Raw genomic sequence first — 19,105 nt, forward strand, 5'->3', positions numbered from 1 at the left:
ATATGGAAGATACCCGCGACGCAGAGTTGGGAGTGCGGATGGTGGTGCCGTCCCCCGCTGTGCCACCTCGCCATAGTCCTGCGCGACCGCGACGCTTGCATGCCATGGATCGGAGCTTCCGCGGACTGACGGCCGGACTCGCCTTTTTGGTCCTGCTCCTGCTGGTCGGGGTGGCATTGTCCCTTTTTTTGCGCGGGTGGGAAGCTTTTCATCGGTTTGGCTTCGCTTTTTTCTGGAGTGACACCTGGGATCCGGTTACCGAGAACTTCGGCGCTCTGGTACCGATTTATGGAACTTTGGTCAGCTCCGTGATCGCCCTGCTGATCGCCGTGCCCATCAGTTTCGGCATCGCGTTATTTATCAGTGAACTCGCACCCGAATGGTTACGCCAACCGGTCGGCAGCGCCATTGAACTGCTGGCGGGTATCCCCAGTATCATCTTCGGCATGTGGGGTCTTTTCGTCTTTGCACCGGTTTTGGGCAGTGCAGAGCCTTGGCTCAATGACCATCTGGGTGCTCTGCCCGGTATCGGGACACTGTTTCGCGGTCCGCCGATGGGCATTGGTATGCTGACTGCCGGTATTATTCTGGCCATCATGGTGATCCCCTTTATTTCCGCGATCATGCGCGATGTTTTTCTGGTTGTGCCAGAGATGCTCAAAGAGTCGGCCTATGGCCTGGGTGCCACGACTTGGGAAGTGGCACGCCATGTGGTTCTCCCTTATACCCGTACGGCGGTAGTCGGCGGGGTGTTCCTTGGTCTGGGTCGTGCCCTTGGTGAAACTATGGCGGTAACCTTTGTGATCGGTAATGCCCACGACCTCCATATCTCTTTGCTCGACGCCGGAAACTCCATCGCCGCCGCGCTGGCAAACGAGTTTGCGGAGGCCTTTTCACCCATGTACAAGTCGGCGCTCATGGCCTTGGGTTTCATTCTCTTCATCATTACCTTCGTGGTGCTGGTGCTGGCCAAACTGATGCTCTGGCGTCTCGGTCGGGGACAAGGGAAGGTGGGTTTATGAATACGGCCAGGAGCGCCCATTATCTGCGCCGTCGCTTCTGGAATATCTTCAATCTGGGTATGGCCATGGCAACGACGCTGTTTGGCCTCTTCTGGCTGGTCTGGATTCTTTGGACCACTCTCGCTTATGGTGCTGGCGCCCTCAACCTGGAACTGTTTACAGGTGACACGCCGGCGCCTGGCAGTATCGGGGGCTTGCGCAATGCCTTCGTGGGCAGCCTGCTAATGATCGGCGTGGCGGTGATGATTGGCACCCCTGTGGGAATCCTGGCCGGCACCTATCTCGCGGAGTTTGCGCAAGGCAGCCGACTTGCGGCAGTCATCCGTTTTTTTAATGACATTCTGCTCAGTGCACCATCCATCGTGATCGGTCTGTTTATTTACGCAGTGGTGGTGGTGCCCATGGGGAGTTTCTCGGGTCTTGCCGGGGCCTTGTCGCTGGCTATTTTGCTTTTACCGGTCGTCCTGCGCACTACGGATGAGATGCTGGGCATGGTCCCCGGCACCATGCGCGAGGCGGCTCTGGCCCTGGGGGCGCCTCACTGGAAGATGATCGTTCAGGTGAGTTATCGGGCCGCACGTTCTGGTATACTCACCGGGGTTCTGCTGGCGGTGGCGAGAATCAGTGGCGAGACCGCACCACTGCTGTTCACGGCGCTTAGTAATCAGTTTTTCAGCACGAATCTGGACAAGCCGATCGCCAATGTCCCGGTAGTCATTTTTCAATTTGCCATGAGTCCCTATCCAGAATGGCAGCATCTGGCCTGGGCGGGCGCGTTGATAGCTGCCATGGCTGTGCTAGTCTTGAGCCTTGTGTCCCGCTTCCTTATCAAAGACAGGAGCCCGCGTTGATGTCGGAACCCCAGAAAACCAAAATATCCGTCCGCCACCTGGACTTTTTTTATGGGAGCAACAAGGCCCTCATAGATATCAATCTGGAAATACCCGAGAATCAGGTGACCGCGTTCATCGGGCCGTCGGGCTGCGGCAAGTCGACGCTTCTGCGGGTATTTAATCGCATGTATTCTCTATACCCTGGGCAACGGGCGACCGGCGAAGTACTGCTGGATGGTGAGAATATTCTCGCTCCCGGCATGGATGTGAACATGCTGCGCGCTAAAATCGGCATGGTATTTCAGAAACCAACGCCTTTCCCCATGTCCATCTATGACAATATCGCCTTTGGCATCAAACTTTATGAAAAATTACGCAAGGTGGAGATGGACGAGCGGGTGGAGCAGGCGTTGCGTCAGGCCGCTCTCTGGGAAGAGGTGAAGGACAAACTCAAGACGAGCGGGCTGGGGTTGTCCGGTGGGCAGCAGCAACGCCTGTGTATCGCGCGCGCGGTGGCGGTGAAACCGGAGGTGATCCTGCTCGATGAACCGACCTCCGCACTGGACCCCATCGCCACCCTCAAGATTGAAGAACTGGTGAGCGAACTGCAGAAACAGTTTACCATCCTGATCGTCACCCACAACATGCAACAGGCAGGGCGAGTATCTGATTATACAGCATTTATGTATATGGGCGAGATGGTGGAATTTGATTCCACCCATCAGTTATTCACTAATCCCGGCAAGAAGCAGACCGAAGACTACATCACGGGTCGCTACGGTTAAGGAGCGCAGCTATGGACAAAGAACCACATATTTCCCAGCGTTTTGAAGAAGAACTCCATGAGGTCCACGCCCTGGTGCTCGCCATGGGTGGGGTGGTGGAGGAGCAGATCACGAATGCCATCAAGGCACTGCAGGAGTCAGATGCCGAACTGGCCCGTGAAGTGATCGGGCGTGACCACGAGGTGAATGGTTACGAGGTGCGTATTGAAGAGGAGTGCATCAATATTCTGGCTACGCGTCAGCCTGCCGCCAGCGATCTGCGTCTGGTGATGACCCTGATCAAGACTATCGCGGATCTGGAGCGTATGGGCGACAAGGCCAGCAAGATTGCCGATATGGCCTTGGCTATGGGACATGGCGCGCGTAACGACAATCCGGCCTTTCTCAGAGACGTGGGCGTGATGGCCGACTATGCCTTGAATATGTTGCGCCGCGCCATGGATGCCCTGGCCCGTGCGGATGCGGAGGAAGCCATTGCCGTCGCCAAAGGCGATGAGGTGCTCAATCAGGAATACCGCTCTGCCTTGCGCCGTCTGATTACCTACATGATGGAAGATCCGCGCACCATCACCCCGGCCATCGATGCGCTCTTTATCGCCAAAGCCATCGAGCGTATTGGAGATCATGCTCGGAACATTTGCGAATACGTCATTTATCTTGCCAAAGGGAAAAGTGTCCGGCATCTTCCGTTGGACGAGGTAGAACAAAGCATCCAGGGGAAATAGCGGTGGCAGAATCCGCAGCCACAGCAGGGCTCGAAAATTTTCTGGCGGCGGTGGACCTGGGTTCCAACTCTTTTCATATGGTGGTAGCAGAAGAAGTCGGCTCTGATATCCGTCTGCATGATCGTTTGCGCGAAGGCGTTCGGCTGGCGGAGGGCTTACGCGACGACGGCAGTCTCGATCCGGAAGTCGAAAAACGCGCGCTGGATTGTCTGGCCCGCTTCGGGCAGCGTCTACGGGGCATTCGTCCGGAGCGGGTACGGGTAATCGGCACCAATACCCTGCGTCAGGCGAGCGCTACGGAAGGCTTCATCCGTGCTATTGAAAACACCCTCGGCTATCCGCTGGAAATCGTGGCCGGCCGTGAAGAAGCCCGTCTGGTCTATCTGGGCGTTGCGCACAGTCTTGCGGTGGACGCCCGTGAACGACGTCTGGTAGTGGATATTGGAGGGGGCAGCACCGAGTTGATCGCGGGCCAAGGGTTTATCCCTGACCTGCGGGAGAGTCTGCATTTCGGCTGCGTGGCCTCCACCCGAGCCTATTTCCCCGATGAGCAGATTACGGCGCCTGCCTGTGAGCGCCTGGAAAAGCGGGTACGCATGGCGGTGGAACCCATGCTGGAGGATTTTGCCAGCCACGGCTGGGATCAGGCGGTGGGTTCATCAGGCACGATCAAGTCGATTGGCCGTATCCTTGCCGAGGGCGGTCAGGGCCCGCGCATCACCCGCGCAGGCCTACATTGGCTGCGTGAACAGATGATGCGTCTTGGTTCGGTGCGTGCGCTGACCCGGTTGAAAGGCCTGAAGCCCGATCGTGCTGCAGTCTTCCCAGGCGGCTTCATCATCCTTTTTGCGCTCTTCGAGTCATTGGGCCTGCAGGAAATGCGCTTTTCCGAGGGGGCATTGCGCGAGGGGGCCATTTACGATCTGCTTGGCCGCATCCATCAGGAAGATACCCGAGAGATGAGCATCTGCAGCCTGCAGGAACGTTTTCACAGCCAGGTATTGCGTAATCAGAGCGTGGCGCGGTGGGCGGAACGCTTTTTTACCTCTGCGACCCGGACCTGGCCGCTCCACGGAGGGCATCAGCAATGGCTGCACTGGGCGGCCTTAACCCACGATATCGGTCTGGACATCGCCCATTCAGGATTTCACAAGCATGGTGAATATGTCTGGCGGAACGCGGATATCGCGGGTTTTTCGCGTCGTGAGCAGGGTGTCGTTGCGGCGTTGCTCCGTGCCCAGCGTAAACGCTTGCCTGGTCTTGCCCAGTTGCGTTCTTTGGGAGTCGCTGCCGAGGATGTGGCGCCTCTTCAGCAGTTAGCGATCCTGCTCCGCATGGCCATCCTTTTTCATCGGGGCGCGCTCCCGCTGGCGGTTCCGCCGGAGTTGACGGTGACTGGTCGGCATGTCGTTCTGCACCTGCCAGCGCGCTGGCTGACGGATATGCCGCTACTGGCCGCTGATCTCGAACAGGAGCAGGAATGGATCACGCCGGATTTCCACCTGCAGTGGTAACCGCTGGCGGCAAGTCCGACCTGGCGGCAATTGGCGAGTTTTTCGCTGGAGGCCATGGCCAGCACCTTGCCGGTACCGGCCTACGATACCGCTGGAGTCAATGAACATTCTAGCGGATGGCGACGCAGTCTTGATGGCGTTGATTGATCGGCCCCCGAACCAATTTGCGTCTGTCGGCACCTTTGTTATTGTTGCCCATGCCGGAGACGCTCCCGGCCGATCGGGGAGGATGCAACCATCGATGTGATCAACGAGATGCTGAGCTGGCTGCGTCTTCAACCCATTACCCTGGAGATGATCGTCACCTTTCTGCGCCAGTATGGTTACTGGATTCTCTTCATTGGTACGCTGCTCGAGGGGGAGGCGGTCGTGATTATCGCTGGTGCCCTGGCCCATGCCGGAGTGCTGGATCTCCCCCTGGTGATATTTGTCTCCTGGTTGGGCAGTACTCTCAATGATCAGGTGCTTTATCAGCTTGGTTACCGGTATGGCGGACGCCTGCTGAATATGTTGCCGCGCTTTCTGCGCCGCCACGTGGATCAGGCCGAGGGTTTGATCCGCCGCTTTGGTGACTGGGTGACGCTGTTTTTCCGTTTTATCTATGGCACCCGCACCATTACCCCCATCCTGCTGGGGGTGCATCGCTATCCAGCGCAGCGCTATCTGTGGATGAACCCGGCTGCCGCAGCGGTGTGGGCGGCCGCCATCGCCGGGATCGGGTATGCCCTTGGTGCCTCGCTGCGGAGTCTGCTGAAAAGTGTTCAACATGTGCAGATTGTGCTCCTGCTGCTGTTGATCGCGGTAGCGTTGGCGTACTGGTGGTGGCATCGGCGCCATGGTGAATGAAGCGCCGCGGTCGTACCAGCGGGGCAGGGCAGATGCTTGATTCGCATACCTCGGATGATTTGCCAGAGCCCCCGGTTTTATGCTAAAAAGCGCTGGGCTTAGGCCTAATACTCACACGTGCCAATACAGGGCAGCCGGGTGTCCGTAAGGATGGCTGCATGGGGCGCGTGGCGGATCATAACCCTGAATACTGGAGAAAACCTATGAGCAGCAATGTTACCATGCGCGCCCTGTTGGAAGCCGGCGTCCACTTTGGTCACCAATCCCGTTACTGGCACCCGAAAATGGCACCGTACCTTTTCGGTGAGCGTAATCGCATTCACATCATCAATCTCGAACACACTTTGCCCATGCTGCGCACGGCGCTCAGCTTTGTCGAACAGATTTCCCGCAAGCACGGCCGCATCCTTTTTGTCGGTACCAAACGCCAGGCGCGCGAGGCCGTCGAGCAGGAAGCTCGACGCAGCGGCGCCTTCTTTGTGAATCAGCGCTGGCTGGGTGGTACCCTGACCAATTTCAAGACCATCCGCCAGTCCATTCGCCGTCTTGATGAACTGGATCAGATGACGGCTGATGGCACTATGGAAAAACTCACCAAAAAAGAGGGGCTCACCCTGACCCGCGAGCGCGACAAGCTGGAGCGCAGCCTCGGTGGCATCAAGGATATGAATGGTCTGCCGGATGCCATCTTCGTCATCGATGTTGGTCATGAAAATATCGCAGTTCTGGAAGCTCGAAAGCTGGGTATCCCGGTGATCGGTGTGGTGGATAGCAACTGTGATCCGTTGCTCATCGACTTCCCCATCCCCGGTAATGATGATGCCACCCGCGCCATTCGCCTGTACGCCTCGCTGGTAGCCGATGCCATTCTCGATGGTCGTCAGGGTGGAGAGTCCGGGCTGCTTGACGAGTTTGTCGAGGTGGACGAAGAAACCATCGAAATCGACGCAGACTAACCCATTCATCATAACCAAGGAGCATTCATGGCTATCAGTGCACAACAAGTCAAGGAACTGCGTGAGCGCAGCGGCGCCGGCATGATGGAATGTAAAACGGTGCTGACCGAAGCCAATGGCGATATGGAGGTGGCTATCGACCTTTTGCGCGCACGCGGTCTGGCCAAGGCCGATAAAAAGGCGAACCGGGTGGCCGCAGAGGGCGTCATCGTCACCGCCCTCAGCGAGGATCAAAAGCGGGGTGTCGTTCTCGAGGTCAACTGCGAAACGGATTTTGTCGCCAAAAATGAAGATTTCCTGGCGCTGGCGAAGGACTGCGTCGGGCAGGCCTTGGCGCAGGGGCTCAAAGATGCCGAAGCCCTGCTCGCGGATGCCGGAGTGGAAGAGCGGCGTAAAAGTCTGGTCAGCAAACTGGGCGAGAATATCAGTCTGCGTCGCCTGCAGCACCTACAGGTCATGGATGGTGTGATCGGTGCCTATGTTCACGGCAGTCGCATCGGTGTGCTCGTGGCCCTGGAGGGCCGGGCGGCCACCAGTGAACTTGGCCGCGATGTGGCCATGCATGTGGCTGCGGCGCGCCCCGAAGTGATTCATCCCGGCGAAGTATCCCCGGAACGTCTGAATCGTGAAAAGGAAATTTTGATCACCCAGGCGGCAGCCAGCGGCAAGCCGGCAGACATCATTGAAAAGATGATCTCCGGACGTCTGAACAAACTGCTCAACGAAATCGCCCTTACCGGACAGCCGTTTGTCAAAGACCCTGACCGCAGTGTCGGCCAGTTGATACAGAGCTTTCCTGGCGTCGAGGTGCTGGAGTTCGTCCGCTTTGAAGTGGGGGAGGGGATAGAAAAGGCCCCCACCGCAGATTTTGCGACCGAGGTCATGGCGCAGGTCCGGGGGTCCTGAGTGGCGGCGCCCTTGTATTCCCGCATTCTCCTCAAGCTTAGCGGCGAGGCGCTCATGGGCGATGGTCAGTACGGTGTGGACCGTGAGGTCGTACAGCGCATAGCCAGGGAAGTCAAGGATGTCTCCGACACCGGAGTACAGATCGCCATCGTGATCGGTGGCGGTAATATTTTCCGGGGTATGGCCAAGGCGGCCGAAGGTATGGACCGCGCCACCGCCGACTACATGGGTATGCTGGCGACGGTCATGAATGCCCTCGCCGTGCAGGATGCCCTGGAGCACCTCGGTCTGCCGACCCGGGTGCTGTCGGCGCTGCATATCGAACAGGTCGCGGAGCCTTATATCCGGCGGCGTGCTATCCGCCATCTGGAAAAGGGACGGGTAGTCATCTTCGGCGCTGGTACCGGGAATCCCTTTTTTACCACCGATACGGCGGCCAGCCTGCGCGCGGTGGAAATCAATGCCGAACTAGTGCTCAAGGGGACCAAGGTAGACGGTGTTTACACCGACGATCCCGTCAGCCACCCCGAGGCCATGCGCTACCGGGAACTGTCCTATAGCCAGGTGTTGGAGCAAAACTTACAGGTTATGGATGCGACGGCTATCACCCTCTGCCGCGATAATGACATGCCGATCATCGTTTTTTCCATCAACAAATCCGGCGCATTGATGCGGGTGATGCTGGGTGAAGAGGAAGGCACTTCCGTGCGCAGAGAGATTGCATGACTATTCAAGGGATCAAGAAAGATTCAGAAGCCCGGATGAAGAAGAGCATTGAGTCGCTGAAGGGCGAGCTTACCCGGCTGCGTACTGGCCGGGCCAGTGCCGGTCTGCTGGATCACGTACAATTGGACTACTACGGGGCGCCGACGCCACTGGCGCAGGTCGCCTCGGTTTCGGTGGCGGATGCTCGTTCACTGCTGGTGACTCCGTGGGAAAAGAACCTGATTCCCAAAATTGACAAGGCCATTCGTGACGCCGGTCTGGGGCTCAATCCGGTGGCGGGTTCGGATAATGTTCGCGTGCCCTTGCCAGCGCTTTCAGAGGAACGTCGTAAGGAAATGGTAAAGGTGGTCCGGCAGGAAGGGGAGGGCGCACGCGTGGCGATTCGGAACATCCGTCGCGACAGCATTTCTCAGGTCAAGGAACTCCATAAGCAGAAGACCATCTCCGAAGATGAAGAGCGACGGGCTGAGGAAGAGTTTCAGAAGCTGACGGACCGTTATATTGACGAGGTGGATGCTGTGGTGGAGGCCAAGGAAGCTGACCTCATGGAGGTCTGAGCCATGCCTTCCGCCGACCTGACCCCGCCTGCCATGCCCCGCCACATTGCCGTCATCATGGATGGCAATGGTCGGTGGGCGTACCGTCGGCACTTGCCACGGGTGGCCGGTCATCGCCGCGGTGCCGAGGTGGTCCGGGAGATGGTGCAGTCCTGCGCGGATCTCGGTATTCCCTACCTGACGCTTTTCGCTTTCAGCACCGAGAACTGGCGACGTCCAGCCATTGAGGTTCGTTTGCTGATGAATCTGTTCCGTCTTTTGCTGCGGCGGGAAGCACGCAAGTTGCATGAGAATGGCGTTCGTCTGCATATCATCGGTGATCGCAGCGCACTGGATCCGGAGATATGCCAGCTCATCGATGAGGCGGAGACGCTCACCCGCAACAATCAGCGACTCCAGCTCAATCTGGCGGTGAATTATGGCGGACGTTGGGATATTGCACAGGCAGCACGAGCGGCGATGGCGGCGGTACAGGCGGGGGATCTCTCCCTTGAAGATTTCTCCGCCGCACATATTGCCCGGCATCTTTGTCTGGCAGACATCCCCGAGCCCGACCTGCTGATCCGTACCGGTGGCGAGGAGCGTATCAGTAACTTTCTGCTTTGGCAGTTGGCTTATACCGAGTTTTACTTCAGCGATACGCTGTGGCCGGATTTCAACCGCGCAGCTCTGGAGCATGCGCTGCATTCTTTCGCGCATCGGCAACGGCGCTTCGGACGGACGGGCGATCAGGTGCTGGAGGGCGATTGCTCCGTCAGCGACTGATTACCGCTTCTTTGTTATTCCTGCTGGTTCTTGTGCTGATCTTTTGGGCACCTTTCCTCGTTTTCCTCGTTTTCCTCATGTTGCTGGCGTTCCTGGCAGGACAGGAGTGGGGTCATCTCAGTCTGATAGCCTGGCCAAACGGGCTGGCGCTGGTATTGGCAGCACTGCCTGCGATGCTCATCTTCTCGCAGCATCTTCCCTGGTACACCCTGGCACAGGGCAGCGTGATCTGGTGGGTGTTACTCGCGGTGTTGCTGATGCTGATGCCGCCCTCTCTGTTACGCGGGGCCGCGGCCTGGCAGCGTCCGGTGAGCGCTATGGCGGTCTTTCCTGTGCTTTTGCCTGCTTTGTTATTCAGTCTGTCCTTGCAGCAGCGTGCTCCACAGTTTTTGTTATGGGTGATTCTGGTCATCAGTGCGGATGATGTAGGTGCGATGACATTTGGTAAAATCTGGGGGCGTCACCGATTAGTGCCACGTATCAGCCCTGGCAAGACTTGGGAGGGCTTACTGGGCGGCTTGCTTGGCAGCGCCATTATGGGCACACTGGGCGCGTGGATATGGGTAGGTGCGGCCACGCCGATACTCCTTTCCGGCACCTTCTTGGGTTTGATTACGGGTGCTTTCGCGATCTTGGGAGATCTTTCCGAGAGTTTTTTGAAACGCCGCGCCGATTGCAAGGATAGTGGCCAGTTGTTGCCGGGGCATGGCGGCCTGCTGGATCGCTTGGACAGCATGAGCGCAGGCATCCCGGTGTTTGTCGCCGGGCTTTATTATCTGGATTGGTGGAAATGACACGAGGCATCTGCATACTCGGGGCTACGGGCTCCATTGGCAAAAGCACCCTGGATGTGGTGTCGCGCCACCCGGACCAATTCCGGATCGTCGCGCTTACCGGCAATCACCGTGTGGCAGAGATGCAGTTGCTTTGTCAGCAACATCATCCCGAGTTGGTGGTTATGGCTGCCCCGGAAGCGGCGCAGCAGTTGCGGATGGGGCTAGGCGATGCTGGCCTCAAGAACATCCAGGTGGAGAGTGGCCCGGAGGCGCTTGCCGAAGCGGCGCGCATGTCCGGCGTCGATGAGGTGATGGCAGCCATTGTGGGCGCTGCCGGTCTGTTACCGACCCTGGCCGCCGTAGAAGCCGGGAAAAAGGTCTATTTGGCTAACAAGGAATGTCTGGTGATGGCGGGCAACCTCTTCATGGAGCGCGTGCGACAGCATCAGGTGACGTTGCTTCCCATCGATAGTGAGCATAATGCTGTATTCCAGTGCTTTGCAGATGGCAAAGGCGTGCGCCGTATTCTGCTGACGGCTTCCGGAGGACCGTTCAGGACCTGGTCGGCGGAGCATCTGGCGGTGGTGACGCCGGACCAGGCCTGTGCCCATCCCAACTGGGTCATGGGCCGAAAAATCTCCGTAGACTCTGCAACCATGATGAATAAGGGGCTGGAGGTCATCGAGGCGCATTGGCTCTTTGACCTCCCCGCCTCCCGGATCGACGTGCTGATTCATCCTCAGAGCATTATCCATTCCATGGTGGAATATGTGGATGGTTCCGTGCTGGCGCAATTGGGCAACCCCGATATGCGCACTCCCATTGCCCATGCTCTGGCTTTTCCAGAGCGCATGGAAAGTGGGGTTTCGTCTCTGGATCTGGCGCATGGGCCGGACCTTCAGTTCGAGACACCAGACTTACAGCGGTTCCCTTGCCTGGCCCTCGCCTTTGATGCCCTGCAGGCAGGGGGAGCCGCAGCGACGGTGCTGAACGCGGCGAATGAGATTGCCGTACACGCCTTTCTGGAAGGATACCTGCCGTTTCTGCGAATTGCGGCCGTCGTTGAAGATACCCTTGGTGAATTGCAGCCCGCCGCCCCGAACTGTCTGGACGATGTGCTGGCTATCGACCAACTGGCACGGGAGGTGGCGCTCCGCCACCTGGCCCGGCATGGATCGGGTATGCAGTGATTCCTCTGACCGCGCATGCAGATTCTTGAGACCATAGGGGCCTTTATTCTGGCTATCGGCACCCTTGTGCTGATTCATGAGTCGGGCCATTTCATCGTCGCCAAAACAATGGGCGTCAAGGTGCTCAGGTTCAGCATCGGTTTTGGACCGGCCCTGATTAGCCATCGCTGGGGAAGGGATCAGACGGAGTATGTGATTGCCGCGCTTCCCCTCGGTGGCTACGTCAAAATGCTCGGTGAGCAGGAGCAGGAAGGTGAACCGGTTTCGGCGGAGGACAGCAAACGGGCCTTTGTCAACCTTGCTCCCGGCAAACGTTTTCTGATTGCGCTGGCGGGACCGTTGGCCAATCTGCTTTTTGCCGTGGTTGCTTATGCGGGTGTGGCGTGGCTCGGCATTCCGGGTTTGGCGCCCATTGTCGGTCTGGTACAGGATCATTCTCCGGCGGCCCACGCGCAGTTGCAGCCCGGCGAACGCATCGCGACGCTCAACGGACAGGCCGTACATACCTGGGAGGATGTGCGTCTGGGACTGCTGTCTGCGGCTATTGCGCGTACCCCGGTGACCCTGCAGACGATAGGTGGCAACGGCGCCCGGCTCAACCATGTGCTGCGCCTGCAGACCCTTACCGCAGATAGTGTCGGACCGGATTTTGTCAGTAAAGTCATTGGCATGGAGCCATACCTGCCGGCCGTCATCGGCGCCGTGCAGCCCCATAGTCCGGCGCAGCAGGCCGGGTTGGCGGCGGGAGATCGCATCCTTGCGGTCGATGCGCAGGAGATTTTCAGTTGGGAGGGGTTGGCGCGGCAGGTCGAGTCCCATCCTGGCAAGGCCATCCAGTTGCGTTATCTGACCGCGCAGGGTCTCGCGAAAACGGTGCATCTCACTCCACAGATGTTTCTCGACAAGTCCGGAAAGCCCGTTGGTCGTATTGGTATCCTCATGGCGCCGTTGCCCGAAAACCTGATCGTTCTGCGGCAACGCGGCCCTCTGGAGGGGTTCATCTACGGGGCGCGAACGACCTGGCAAATGTCGCTGATGACTGTCGTGATGATCGTGCGAATGGTGCAGGGCTTTGTTTCTCCGTCCAATATCAGTGGACCCATCACCATCGCGGAGTATGCCGGGCAGTCGGCGCATGCCGGTCTCGCGCCGTTTTTATCCTTTCTCGGGTTGGTCAGTATCAGTCTGGGGGTGCTCAACCTTCTCCCTATTCCGATTCTGGATGGCGGGCATCTGATGTTTTACGCCGTGGAGATGGTGCGCGGCAAGGCGCTCCCTGCGGTAGTGGTGCAAAAAGCGCAGCAGATCGGTATAGTGCTGCTTCTGATGCTCATGTCCTTCGCCTTCTACAATGATATTATGAGATTGCTGACACCGTGAAAAAATTCAGCCTCAGCTCCGCCCCCGTCATCCTCCTTTCCGCCGGAGTGGCTTGTGTCACCGCCGCATGGGCAGCACCGGCCTGGGCATTTACGCCCTTTACGGTCAGGAATATAGAAATTCGTGGTCTGGAGCATATCGCACCGGGCACGGTCTACAACTACCTGCCCATTCACATCGGCGAGCAGGTGGATGATCAGAAGGCGCAGCAGGCCATCAAGGATCTCTATTCCACGGGATTCTTCAAGGATGTGACCATCGCCCGTTCTGACAACAATCTGCTGGTCATCGTGCAGGAGCGACCCATCATCTCCAGCATCAAGATGACGGGCATCAAGGCTTTTTCCAAAAGCGAAGTGAACGGCACGCTCAAGGGCGTCGGTCTGGTGGATAGACACATCTTCAATCATTCGATCCTGGATCAGGTGATTCATGGTCTGCAGGAACAATATGAGGGCATGGGCTATTACAACGCCCGGATTCATGCGCGGGTGGAAAAATTGCCGCGCAATCGGGTGGCCATCCATATCGACGCTAAGGAAGGCGAGCAGGCGACCATTAAGCAAGTGACCATTGTTGGTAATCATGCCTTCAGTGAAAGCCGTTTGCGTGGCCTTTTTAGTATCGGTGCGCCGGATGCTTTTTCCTTCTTCACCAAAAATGATCGTTATTCGCGTGAAAAACTCATGAAGGGTCTGGAGAAACTGCATAATTTTTATCTGGACCGGGGCTATCTCAACTTCGATGTTGAATCCACTCAGGTGCAGGTGACGCCGGATCGCCGCTTTGTGTATATCACCGTTAACGTGCATGAGGGTAGTCTCTATCATATCCAGTCGGTGGGCCTGACGGGTAACCTGATCGTGCCGAGGCCGGAACTGGAAAAACTGGTGGAGATCAAACCTGGCGAAGTGTTTTCCCGGGCTAAAATCAACGACACCAATAATGCCATTGCAGATAAGCTTGGAAACCTGGGTTACGCGTTCGCCAATACCACACCGGTGCCCAAGGTGAATGAAAAAACGCATGAGGTGGCGCTGAACTTCGAGGTGGATCCCGGTCGCAAGGTCTATATCCGCCGCATCGAGATCACCGGCAATGACAAAAGCCGGGACTATGTGGTCAGGCGCCAATTCCGGCAGATGGAGGGTGCGCTTTATGACGGCTCGCTGATCCGGCGTTCCAAGATGCGTCTGCAGCAGACGGGTTTTTACGACAAGATCGATACAAAAACCGTACCGGTCCCGGGGCATCCTGACCAACTGGACCTGGATGTTCACGTGAGCGAAAGGCCTACAGGCAGTTTCAGCATCGGTGTCGGCTATTCCAATGCCCAGGGTATCCTATTCAACGGCTCGATCAGCCAGAACAACTTTATGGGTACGGGTAACGCCCTGGCGTTCTCGGCTAACGTAGGCGGTCTGGGGACGGCGTATAACCTGTCTTTTACCGATCCGTATTTTACGCCGGACGGCATCAGTCTGGGCGTTAATCTGTATCGCAACGATACCAACCTCTCTACCCTGATGGTGGCACCATATCAGGAGATCGATTACGGCGCGACCGTTACCCTGGGTATTCCGGTGATGCAGTATGTCTATGATTACATGTCGTTGGGGTTCAGTAATACGAATATCAATCTGACTTCTGGAAGTCCACAAATATATACTGACTATGTAAACACGTTTGGCAATACCGCCACTGCGGTGACGGTTGGCAACGATCTTACCTATGACAGCCGTAACTCACCGATTTTTCCCACCAAAGGGGTTTATGGGACTTTATCGCTGAGGGCTGCAGTACCTCCTGCAAAGCTCCGCTGGTATAAGGCGGAGATCAAAGGGGAATATTATCATCCCATTACCTCCTGGCTGACGGGCGGATTGAGCGGGCGTTATGGTTTTATCAACGGTTATGGCGGGCTAAAGGTGCCATTCTTTAATAACTTCTATCTGGGTGGTCCGACCACCTTGCCGGGTTATCAGACCTACTCGTTGGGCCCACAGATAGGTGGTTATCCAGTGGGTGGCACGCGCGAGCTACTTTTTAACGCCAATCTGTATTTCCCGCTGCCGGGTCTGGCGGATAATAACAACTTCCGGATGTCGGTATTTCTCGCAAGTGGTTGGGTCTATGGCGTGAATTCCAACACGAGTGGTTCAATATATAATTATAGCAATAATTACTTCCCGAATTTAAGCGAAATGCGGACCACAGCGGGCATCGGCTTCATGTGGATCAGCCCGATGGGGCCGCTGCGCCTGTCTTTGGCCGTCCCGCTGGACAAGAAGCCGGGTGACCTGACCCAGCCCTTGCAGTTTACTGTGGGTAACAACTTTTGACGGTGTGGTGTCGGGGTATGGGTATGAAATGGCGACTGCGTCTCGGGGTGGTTCTCCTGTTTACGCTGACGTCTGTTGCAGCGTGGGCGGACCCGCTGAAGATCGGTTTTGTGGATCTCGACCGCGCGTTGCGCGAATTGCCTGAGGCACAGGCTGGCGCAGCCAGCCTCAACAAGCAGGTAGAGGCGAAGCAGAAAGAGATGGAGGCCAGGCGCCAGCAGATCGACGCATTGCAAAAGACCCTGGAAAAAGATTTTCCACATTTGACGAATGCACAGCGGCAGGAAAGGGAGGCGCAATTGCAGGGCATGATTCTCCATTTGCAGCAGTTCCAGCGCCAAGCCCAGGATAGCCTCAATTATCAGCGTAATCAGATTCTGAAAAGCATTCAGGACCGGTTGGTCAAAGTGGTGAGCAGGATCGGGCGCGCCGGGCATTATACGGTGATCCTCAATGACAAGTCTGTGCTTTATGTCAATGGCGCCATCGATATCACTCCGCAGGTGGTGGCAGCGATGGAGAACAAACTTGCCACCGGTAAAATGAACGGTGGTAAATAGGGTGGCGCGCGGGGTGTATCTCCTAGGTGATCTTGCGCAGGTGGCGGGCGCTGAATTGCGCGGCGACGCCGGGTATCAGATCAGCGCTGTGGCGCCGCTCGATACAGCCGGCAGTGGAGATCTCACTTTTTATCACGACATGCATTTGCGAGGTCTGTTAAAATCGAGCAAAGCAGGCGCCATACTGATTGCTCCCCAGGATGCGGAGCAGTTTTCCGGAAACTGCCTTTTGACGGACAATCCCTACGCGGCATTTGCGCGAGTCATGCAGCACATCTATCCGCAGGTCGCCCCTCGGCCCGGATTGCATCATACGGCACAACTGGCGCGTGACGCCCAGGTGGATCCGGACGCGCGCATCGATGCGTATGTACAGATCGGAGCCGGGGCGGTGATAGCGAAAGGTGTCTGGCTGGAGGCTGGTACCTTTGTTGGCGCGGGTGCGGAGGTGGGGCAGGGGTCGCATCTTTATCCCGGCGTGAAGATTTATGGGGGCTGCAAAGTGGGCGCCGACTGCGTCCTGCATGCGGGTGTGGTGATTGGCGCCGATGGTTTTGGTTTTGCGGAGGCAGACGGCCGCTTTTTGAAGATTCCCCAGGTGGGTCGGGTACTTATTGGAAATAACGTGGAGGTTGGCGCCAACTCCTGTATCGACCGCGGTGCGCTGGCAGATACGGTGATCGAAGACGGGGTGAAAATAGACAATCTGGTGCAGATCGGACACAACGTCCAGATCGGCGCCCATACGGTGGTCGCCGGACAGACAGGAATTGCGGGGAGCGCGCGGATTGGCCGGCACTGCCGTATCGGCGGCCAGGTGGGTATTGCCGGTCACCTGGAAATCGCCGATGGCTGTGTGATCGCCGGGCAGAGCGCGGTGACCCATTCCTTGCGTCGCGCTGGTGTCTATTCGGGGGTGATCCCGGTACAGGAGGCAAGCCACTGGAGACGTATCGCCGCGCGTCTCGACGGACTGGACACCCTGTTCCGCCGAATGAAGCGCGTCGAGCATACACTTGAACAGGATTTATCTACCAACGGAGAGCCCCCTGACCGTGAATGAGCTGAATATTCAGGATATTCTTAAACGCTTGCCACATCGCTACCCATTTCTGCTGGTGGATCGTGTCGTTGAAATGGAGATAGGAAAACGTTTGCGCGCACTGAAAAACGTCACCATGAACGAACCGCATTTTCAGGGGCATTTTCCGGGATTTCCGGTGATGCCGGGCGTACTCATCATTGAAGCGCTTGCCCAGGCGGCGGCGATCCTTGCCTTTGTTTCCGAGGATAAGTACGGAGACAATGCGGCTGTTTATTTTGCCGGGATCGACAAGGCCCGCTTCCGCAGACCGGTGACGCCGGGTGATCAACTGGAGCTCATCGCCAACGTGAGCCGCCGGCGTTCCGGCATGTGGCAGATGGAAACGGCGGCGCTGGTCGACGGGGAGGAAGTCGCCTCTGCATTGCTGATGGCCACCTTGCGCGAGCATGTCCAATGACGGTGCAGATTCATCCACAGGCCATCGTCGACCCCTCGGTTCAGATTGGAGAAGGATGCGCCATCGGACCTTTTGCCGTCATTGGGGCTGGAGTGGAAATCGGCGATCACTGCAGGATCGGCGCGAATACGGTCATCGAAGGCCCTTGCCGCATCGGTGCCCATAACCAAATTTTTCAGTTTGCGTCCGTCGGCACGGCTCCACAGGATCTGGGCTACGCGGGTGAACCTACGATACTCGAAATTGGATCGCATAATACGATACGCGAGTTTGTGACCATCAATCGCGGCACTGTGAAGGGTGGCGGGATAACACGGATCGGTCATCACAACCTCCTCATGGCTTACTGCCATGTGGCGCACGACTGTTCTATTGGCGATCAGGTGGTAATGGCCAATGCCGCAACGCTTGCTGGTCATGTCCGTGTCGAAGATCACGCCATCCTCGGCGGCCTGTCGGCGGTACATCAGTATGCTCGGGTGGGGGCGCACGCGATATTGGGCGGCGGGACCATGGCACCTTTGGATATTCCACCTTTTATGATGGCAGCAGGCAACCATGCCAGCCTGCATGGGATCAATGTACGCGGCCTCGCACGTCGCGGTATTCCCCGGGAGACCATCTTGCAGATCAAACGGGCGTATCGCCTGCTTTTCCGTTCCGGGCTGAGACTGGAGGATGCCATGGATGAGGTGTCGCAACGTGGTCTGAATGCGCCGGAAGTCGCCTATCTCCTGGACTTTATTCGTAATAGCCGACGCGGGATTACCCGGCCATGATCCATATGAGAACCGGAGTCATCGGTGTGGGCCATCTGGGGCGCTTTCACGCGCAGAAATATGCCGCAATCTCACAACTCGCAGGGGTTTTTGACGAGAACGCGGAACGGGCCACAGAGGTTGCCGCCGAATTGAGGTGCCGTGCTTTCCCGAGCGTTGATGCGTTACTGGCTGAAGTGGATGCGGTGTCCATTGTCACCCCCACCTCCACCCACTTCGCGGTAGCGGAAGTGGCGATGCAGGCAGGGGTGCATTGTCTGATCGAAAAACCCTTTACCCTGGATACCGAAGAAGCAGATGCCCTGATTGGTATGGCGCAGGAGCGCCATCTGGTGCTGGCGATTGGTCATATCAAGCGGGTACACCCAGCCATTCAGTACTTGCGGCAGGCGAGCTTTGGTGCGCCCCGCTACCTGGAGGCGGAGCGCCTGGCGCCTTTCAAGCCACGCTCGCTGGATATCGACGTAATCATGGATCTGATGATTCATGATCTGGACCTGACATTGCTGCTGACCGGTGCCGAACCCGTGGACGTGCGTGCCGTGGGGGTCGCGGCGGTAACGGACAAGGCGGACATGGCCAACACCTGGATGACCCTGAACAACGGTACCGTGGCCAACCTGGCGGCCTCTCGGGTAGTGCGGGAGCCTGCGCGGCGCATGCGTATCTTTTGGCAGGATCGTTATGCTTCGGTGGATTTCCTCAACAATACCCTGCATATCTACCATCGCGGTGCGGGAACCGTGCCGGGAATTCCCGGCGTACGTGATGAGGCTGTGGACCTGCCCAAACGCGATGCCCTGGCGGCGGAGATCGAGGATTTCCTGAACGCCATCGTAGCGCACCGGCCGGTGTTTTGCGATGGCGTCGCGGGTCGGCGGGTGCTGGCCGCGGCGCTGCAGGTGCGGGTAGCCGTGGAGGCCTTTCTGCAGCATTGAGCG

20 protein-coding genes are annotated in these 19,105 nt (G+C 57.6%); all 20 read left to right on the forward strand.

The genetic code is table 11. The annotated features are described in order from the left end of the window. Positions 1 to 2: 2 nt before the first annotated feature. The 20 genes from pstC (at position 3) to AFERRID_RS11365 (ending at position 19,102) form a co-directional block, all read left to right on the forward strand. On the forward strand, positions 3 to 1,022 hold the full coding sequence (gene pstC / locus AFERRID_RS11270; RefSeq protein WP_172959372.1) for a phosphate ABC transporter permease subunit PstC: 1,020 nt from the start codon (positions 3 to 5) through the stop codon (positions 1,020 to 1,022). Continuing rightward, complete coding sequence (pstA, locus tag AFERRID_RS11275) at positions 1,019 to 1,873, forward strand: phosphate ABC transporter permease PstA (RefSeq protein WP_126605219.1); 855 nt, start codon at positions 1,019 to 1,021, stop codon at positions 1,871 to 1,873. The genes pstC and pstA overlap by 4 nt, the downstream gene beginning before the upstream one ends. Continuing rightward, on the forward strand, positions 1,873 to 2,640 hold the full coding sequence (pstB, locus tag AFERRID_RS11280; RefSeq protein ID WP_113525728.1) for a phosphate ABC transporter ATP-binding protein PstB: 768 nt from the start codon (positions 1,873 to 1,875) through the stop codon (positions 2,638 to 2,640). Before pstA ends, pstB begins: the two co-directional genes overlap by 1 nt. Positions 2,641 to 2,651: 11 nt before the next feature. Further along, positions 2,652 to 3,365 carry a phosphate signaling complex protein PhoU gene (gene phoU, locus AFERRID_RS11285; protein ID WP_113525729.1) on the forward strand — a complete coding sequence of 238 codons (714 nt, stop codon included), beginning with the start codon at positions 2,652 to 2,654 and terminating at the stop codon, positions 3,363 to 3,365. Positions 3,366 to 3,367: 2 nt separating this feature from the next. Next, positions 3,368 to 4,879 carry a Ppx/GppA phosphatase family protein gene (locus AFERRID_RS11290; RefSeq protein WP_113525730.1) on the forward strand — a complete coding sequence of 504 codons (1,512 nt, stop codon included), beginning with the start codon at positions 3,368 to 3,370 and terminating at the stop codon, positions 4,877 to 4,879. A 243-nt stretch (positions 4,880 to 5,122) separates the two neighbouring features. Further along, complete coding sequence (locus AFERRID_RS11295; RefSeq protein WP_225981982.1) at positions 5,123 to 5,725, forward strand: DedA family protein; 603 nt, start codon at positions 5,123 to 5,125, stop codon at positions 5,723 to 5,725. Positions 5,726 to 5,928: 203 nt separating this feature from the next. Then, complete coding sequence (gene rpsB, locus AFERRID_RS11300) at positions 5,929 to 6,681, forward strand: 30S ribosomal protein S2 (RefSeq protein ID WP_009564727.1); 753 nt, start codon at positions 5,929 to 5,931, stop codon at positions 6,679 to 6,681. 27 nt (positions 6,682 to 6,708) lie between these two features. Next, entirely contained in the window at positions 6,709 to 7,587 is an 879-nt protein-coding gene (gene tsf / locus AFERRID_RS11305) for a translation elongation factor Ts (protein ID WP_113525731.1), read from the forward strand. Then, positions 7,588 to 8,313 (forward strand): UMP kinase, encoded by a 726-nt coding sequence (gene pyrH, locus AFERRID_RS11310; protein WP_113525732.1) that lies wholly within the window; start codon positions 7,588 to 7,590, stop codon positions 8,311 to 8,313. Positions 8,314 to 8,348: 35 nt separating this feature from the next. Next, positions 8,349 to 8,870: a ribosome recycling factor gene (gene frr / locus AFERRID_RS11315; RefSeq protein ID WP_427963608.1), complete on the forward strand. Its 522-nt coding sequence runs from the start codon at positions 8,349 to 8,351 to the stop codon at positions 8,868 to 8,870. Positions 8,871 to 8,873: 3 nt separating this feature from the next. Then, the gene (locus AFERRID_RS11320) at positions 8,874 to 9,635 is read left to right on the forward strand and encodes an isoprenyl transferase (RefSeq protein ID WP_113525734.1); all 762 of its coding nucleotides are present in this window, start codon (positions 8,874 to 8,876) and stop codon (positions 9,633 to 9,635) included. After that, positions 9,617 to 10,429, forward strand: coding sequence for a phosphatidate cytidylyltransferase (locus AFERRID_RS11325; RefSeq protein WP_113525735.1), 813 nt, complete (start codon positions 9,617 to 9,619; stop codon positions 10,427 to 10,429). The genes AFERRID_RS11320 and AFERRID_RS11325 overlap by 19 nt, the downstream gene beginning before the upstream one ends. Next, complete coding sequence (gene ispC / locus AFERRID_RS11330; protein WP_113525736.1) at positions 10,426 to 11,601, forward strand: 1-deoxy-D-xylulose-5-phosphate reductoisomerase; 1,176 nt, start codon at positions 10,426 to 10,428, stop codon at positions 11,599 to 11,601. The genes AFERRID_RS11325 and ispC overlap by 4 nt, the downstream gene beginning before the upstream one ends. A 15-nt stretch (positions 11,602 to 11,616) precedes the next feature. Further along, positions 11,617 to 12,981 carry an RIP metalloprotease RseP gene (gene rseP, locus AFERRID_RS11335; RefSeq protein ID WP_113525737.1) on the forward strand — a complete coding sequence of 455 codons (1,365 nt, stop codon included), beginning with the start codon at positions 11,617 to 11,619 and terminating at the stop codon, positions 12,979 to 12,981. Then, the gene (bamA, locus tag AFERRID_RS11340; protein ID WP_113525738.1) at positions 12,978 to 15,323 is read left to right on the forward strand and encodes an outer membrane protein assembly factor BamA; all 2,346 of its coding nucleotides are present in this window, start codon (positions 12,978 to 12,980) and stop codon (positions 15,321 to 15,323) included. The genes rseP and bamA overlap by 4 nt, the downstream gene beginning before the upstream one ends. 17 nt (positions 15,324 to 15,340) lie before the next feature. Then, positions 15,341 to 15,883: an OmpH family outer membrane protein gene (locus AFERRID_RS11345; RefSeq protein WP_225981983.1), complete on the forward strand. Its 543-nt coding sequence runs from the start codon at positions 15,341 to 15,343 to the stop codon at positions 15,881 to 15,883. A 1-nt stretch (position 15,884) separates the two neighbouring features. After that, positions 15,885 to 16,946 carry a UDP-3-O-(3-hydroxymyristoyl)glucosamine N-acyltransferase gene (gene lpxD / locus AFERRID_RS11350; RefSeq protein ID WP_113525739.1) on the forward strand — a complete coding sequence of 354 codons (1,062 nt, stop codon included), beginning with the start codon at positions 15,885 to 15,887 and terminating at the stop codon, positions 16,944 to 16,946. Then, positions 16,939 to 17,385, forward strand: coding sequence for a 3-hydroxyacyl-ACP dehydratase FabZ (gene fabZ, locus AFERRID_RS11355; protein ID WP_113525740.1), 447 nt, complete (start codon positions 16,939 to 16,941; stop codon positions 17,383 to 17,385). Before lpxD ends, fabZ begins: the two co-directional genes overlap by 8 nt. Then, positions 17,382 to 18,164: an acyl-ACP--UDP-N-acetylglucosamine O-acyltransferase gene (gene lpxA / locus AFERRID_RS11360; RefSeq protein ID WP_113525741.1), complete on the forward strand. Its 783-nt coding sequence runs from the start codon at positions 17,382 to 17,384 to the stop codon at positions 18,162 to 18,164. The genes fabZ and lpxA overlap by 4 nt, the downstream gene beginning before the upstream one ends. Continuing rightward, complete coding sequence (locus AFERRID_RS11365; RefSeq protein ID WP_113525742.1) at positions 18,161 to 19,102, forward strand: Gfo/Idh/MocA family protein; 942 nt, start codon at positions 18,161 to 18,163, stop codon at positions 19,100 to 19,102. Before lpxA ends, AFERRID_RS11365 begins: the two co-directional genes overlap by 4 nt. Positions 19,103 to 19,105 lie beyond the last annotated feature (3 nt).

Origin of the sequence: Acidithiobacillus ferridurans (genome assembly GCF_003966655.1) — a bacterium.
GTDB lineage: Bacteria > Pseudomonadota > Gammaproteobacteria > Acidithiobacillales > Acidithiobacillaceae > Acidithiobacillus > Acidithiobacillus ferridurans.

Bases quoted from the DNA above. Each gene is read 5' to 3' on its own strand.
- pstC (WP_172959372.1), top strand. From the start codon at position 3: ATGGAAGATACCCGCGACGCAGAGTTGGGAGTGCGGATGGTGGTGCCG.
- pstA (WP_126605219.1), top strand. From the start codon at position 1,019: ATGAATACGGCCAGGAGCGCCCATTATCTGCGCCGTCGCTTCTGGAAT.
- pstB (WP_113525728.1), top strand. From the start codon at position 1,873: ATGTCGGAACCCCAGAAAACCAAAATATCCGTCCGCCACCTGGACTTT.
- phoU (WP_113525729.1), top strand. From the start codon at position 2,652: ATGGACAAAGAACCACATATTTCCCAGCGTTTTGAAGAAGAACTCCAT.
- rpsB (WP_009564727.1), top strand. From the start codon at position 5,929: ATGAGCAGCAATGTTACCATGCGCGCCCTGTTGGAAGCCGGCGTCCAC.
- tsf (WP_113525731.1), top strand. From the start codon at position 6,709: ATGGCTATCAGTGCACAACAAGTCAAGGAACTGCGTGAGCGCAGCGGC.
- frr (WP_427963608.1), top strand. From the start codon at position 8,349: ATGAAGAAGAGCATTGAGTCGCTGAAGGGCGAGCTTACCCGGCTGCGT.
- AFERRID_RS11320 (WP_113525734.1), top strand. From the start codon at position 8,874: ATGCCTTCCGCCGACCTGACCCCGCCTGCCATGCCCCGCCACATTGCC.
- ispC (WP_113525736.1), top strand. From the start codon at position 10,426: ATGACACGAGGCATCTGCATACTCGGGGCTACGGGCTCCATTGGCAAA.
- rseP (WP_113525737.1), top strand. From the start codon at position 11,617: ATGCAGATTCTTGAGACCATAGGGGCCTTTATTCTGGCTATCGGCACC.
- AFERRID_RS11345 (WP_225981983.1), top strand. From the start codon at position 15,341: ATGGGTATGAAATGGCGACTGCGTCTCGGGGTGGTTCTCCTGTTTACG.
- lpxA (WP_113525741.1), top strand. From the start codon at position 17,382: ATGACGGTGCAGATTCATCCACAGGCCATCGTCGACCCCTCGGTTCAG.
- AFERRID_RS11365 (WP_113525742.1), top strand. From the start codon at position 18,161: ATGATCCATATGAGAACCGGAGTCATCGGTGTGGGCCATCTGGGGCGC.